This is a genomic window from Nguyenibacter vanlangensis (assembly GCF_013376155.1).
GTDB classification, from domain to species: Bacteria; Pseudomonadota; Alphaproteobacteria; order Acetobacterales; family Acetobacteraceae; genus Gluconacetobacter; species Gluconacetobacter vanlangensis.
On sequence record NZ_JABXXP010000346.1, the window covers coordinates 1 to 3090 of the forward strand.

At 64.8% G+C, this 3090-nt stretch carries 1 protein-coding gene and 1 pseudogene; one reads left to right on the top strand and one right to left on the bottom strand.

Annotated features, from left to right (window positions below; all coding sequences use genetic code 11):
* Positions 1-80: 80 nt before the first annotated feature.
* The gene (locus HUK84_RS13565) at positions 81-1508 is read right to left on the bottom strand and encodes a carbohydrate porin (RefSeq protein ID WP_246285675.1); all 1428 of its coding nucleotides are present in this window, start codon (positions 1506-1508) and stop codon (positions 81-83) included.
* Between the two features lie 611 nt (positions 1509-2119).
* Between HUK84_RS13565 and HUK84_RS13570 the strand changes: the two are divergent.
* Positions 2120-2983, top strand: a pseudogene (locus HUK84_RS13570) (aspartate aminotransferase family protein); the annotation flags it as partial.
* Positions 2984-3090 lie beyond the last annotated feature (107 nt).

Genomic DNA, 3090 nt, shown 5'->3' on the forward strand with positions numbered 1-3090 from the left:
CGGGCCGCGGCCGCCGCGCAGCCGCATCCGCTCGTTCTGAGGGCGGGACGCCACGGGCCCCGCGGGGTCCGTGGCGGGAATTAGAATACCGCGTGCACCTTGAGGCCGATCGCGTCGATTGCCGGTTTGTTGCGCTGCAGGTTGGGGCGCATGATGCGCTGGTAGTCCGGCTGCATGGACAGGCCGCGTGTGACGTGAAAACTATAGGTGACTTCGAGCACCGTCAGGTGGCTTTGCGGATAGGTGGTGTTGCCGGGCAGTTTTCTGCCCAGCGCGTAATCGATCCGCTGGGCGGCGACGAGGTCGGGGCTGGCGGTGGTGCGTGACAGTTCGATGCCGAACGTGTCCTGCGGACGGGAGTGGAATATGCCCCGGTCGACCAGCGCGCCGTAGAACTGGTACAGATAGGCGCTGGTCCTGGGATCGTTGCGGACCAGGCCGGCCATGACATAGAGCCCGTTCAGCGGGCCGTGTCCGTTGCGGACCAGCATCTGGTCGCCCTCGACCCAGATCTGGGTCTTGCCGTTGTCGGTACGGAAGGGCTTTCTGGTCAGGGGGGCGGGGTTGTTGTAGATGTCGAGATAATTGTCGGCATAGTTCGCGTCGTCATAGGCGACGCCGAATTTGTAGTGCCCGACCAGGTTGTGCGGCCCGAAGGTGGGAATCAGCCCGAATTCGACCGGGACATAGATGCCCGTATAGCGATTGGTGCTGAAATTGAAGCCGGTACGGTCATACCTGTTGGTATTGAGGTCCGGATTGACGCCGTACAGGCCCGCTTGAACATACATGCCGTGCATGGGCCAGAGGCGGAAGCGCGTGCCATAGGTCGAACCGGGATAGGTGCCGTAGCCCGGGTCGCCGCGGGTCAGGGATTTCGGGTTGCCGCACATCGATTTGTTCATGAAGGTGCAGAACAAAGGCGAGGCGGAGAAATCGATATTGACCGGCATCTTGCCCGCCGCGATCTGCAGCCGTCCGCCCCACAGATCCTGCGTGCCGTAGACATAGACCAGGTGGACGCCGACATTGCCGCCGCCGCCATAGATTTCCTGAAACCCGTTCAGGGACCGGTCGCCGAAATCGGCGGCCATGTTGTGACCGGCGCGGTTGACCGCCACCGCATGGGTCGTAAAGCCGCGCCAGCCGACCAGCTTGCTCCAGTCCAGGTCGAGTTCGACGCCGATCTGATGGGCGTACCCGGCGTCGCCGGCATTGCCGCCATCCAGGGCGAGCGCGCTTTCGCTGGTATAATCGATGACGATGCCGATGCCCCGCCGGTTCAGGTCCTTCACCAGGTTGGCCCAGGGCTGGTACATGTGCTCGACCGGCGGCGTGAAGGGCGTGTTTTCATAGGCGGTGGGCGTGTCGAGCGAGAAGGTCGGGGCGGTGGCGGAGATCGGGCCGCGATATTGCGCGTGGGCGGGACGGCCGGCGAAAAAACCCAGCAACGCCGACGCGATCAACGCGTAGCGCGCCAGAAGGGCGAGCGATCTGGTGAACATCATGCCTGTGGGTCTTGCGGTATCGCGAGGGGGCTGAATATCTGGACGGCCGGGAGCCGCCGGACGGTGAGATTATTGTTCTTGGGTCGTCAGGACATCGTCGAAGAGAAGACCGGTGCCGGGCACCGGGTCCATCAAACGGGAGGTCGTCTTGCTGGTTGCGGCGTAGGGGGTTGCGTGACGGGGATTTGGAAAGCGGCTTATGCGTCTTGGTCTTACGGTTGCCGGTGTCGCCCCTGAGGTGCTGCCCCCGGCTTTCGCCGCCATGTTGTTTTGAAACGGTACACGTTTACAAGATGGTAAGGTCGCGGATTCCGGAACAAATTCTCGTGACAGATGATCCGGAACCGGGCCCCGGCGCGGCCGCGGAAGGCCGGTTCCTCGTAGTTCGTTTTCTGCATCAGCAGGGATTCGATTTCGTCATCGCATATTGGGCGCATATTGGGCACATATCGGGCGTGCGGGTTGCGCGGTTCGCGGCGGGCGGTCCGGTGGAGGGTGGTGACCGGACGTCACCAGTGTCGCCTACTCGGCGTCTCCCGCGCCGGCGCGGCAGGACGTAGAAGCCGGGCAGTCCGGCCGCGTGGCGGCTCGTCTTGCAGGGATTAAGAGCGATGGCACCGAGCAATTCCGATCTTCTGGCCCGGCGCGCGGCCGCCGTGCCGCGCGGCGTGGCGAGCGCCACGGCGATTCATGCCGCGAAGGCGGAGAATGCCGAGCTGTGGGATGTGGAGGGCCGGCGCTTCATCGATTTCGCGGGCGGGATCGCGGTGCTGAATGTCGGGCATCGGCATCCGAAGGTGATGGATGCGGTGCAGCGACAGATGGCGCTGTATACCCATACCGCGTTTCAGGTGGCGCCCTATGAGCCCTATATCGCGTTGGCCGAGCGGCTGAACGCGCTGGCGCCCTTTCCCGGCCCGGCCAAGACCATCCTGTTTTCCACCGGCGCCGAGGCGACCGAGAACGCGGTGAAGATCGCCCGGGCGGCCACCGGGCGGAGCGGGGTGATCGCCTTTGCCGGCGGGTTTCATGGGCGCACGCTGCTGGCCTCGGCCCTGACCGGCAAGGTGACGCCGTACAAGGCGCCGTTCGGCACCATGCCGGCGGGGATCTTCCATGTCCCCTTCCCTGCCGACGGGATCGGCGTGGCGGACAGTCTGCGGGCGCTGGAGCTGGTCTTTGCCGCCGACATCGCGCCGGAGCAGGTGGCCGCCATCATCATCGAACCGGTGCAGGGCGAGGGCGGGTTCCGCGTGGCGCCGCCCGAATTGCTGCGGGCCCTGCGCGCGGTCTGCGACAGACATGGGATCGTGCTGATTGCCGACGAGGTGCAGACGGGCTTCGCCCGGACGGGGAGCCTGTTCGGCATCGCCTTGTCGGGGGTGGCGCCGGACCTGGTCTGTGTCGCGAAGTCGCTGGGCGGGGGATTTCCGCTGTCGGGGGTGATCGGGCGGGCGGCGATCATGGATGCTATAGGCTTCGATTTCCTGCGCCGTCATCGGCATCGGCTATTGCTCCTGCGCGTCATGATGGGACAGACCAGTCATGACGCACCCTAAAACGTTGTTTTGTAGAGCATCTT

Excerpts from the sequence above, each read along its gene's own strand:
- HUK84_RS13565 (WP_246285675.1), bottom strand. The coding sequence starts at position 1,508 with ATGATGTTCACCAGATCGCTCGCCCTTCTGGCGCGCTACGCGTTGATC.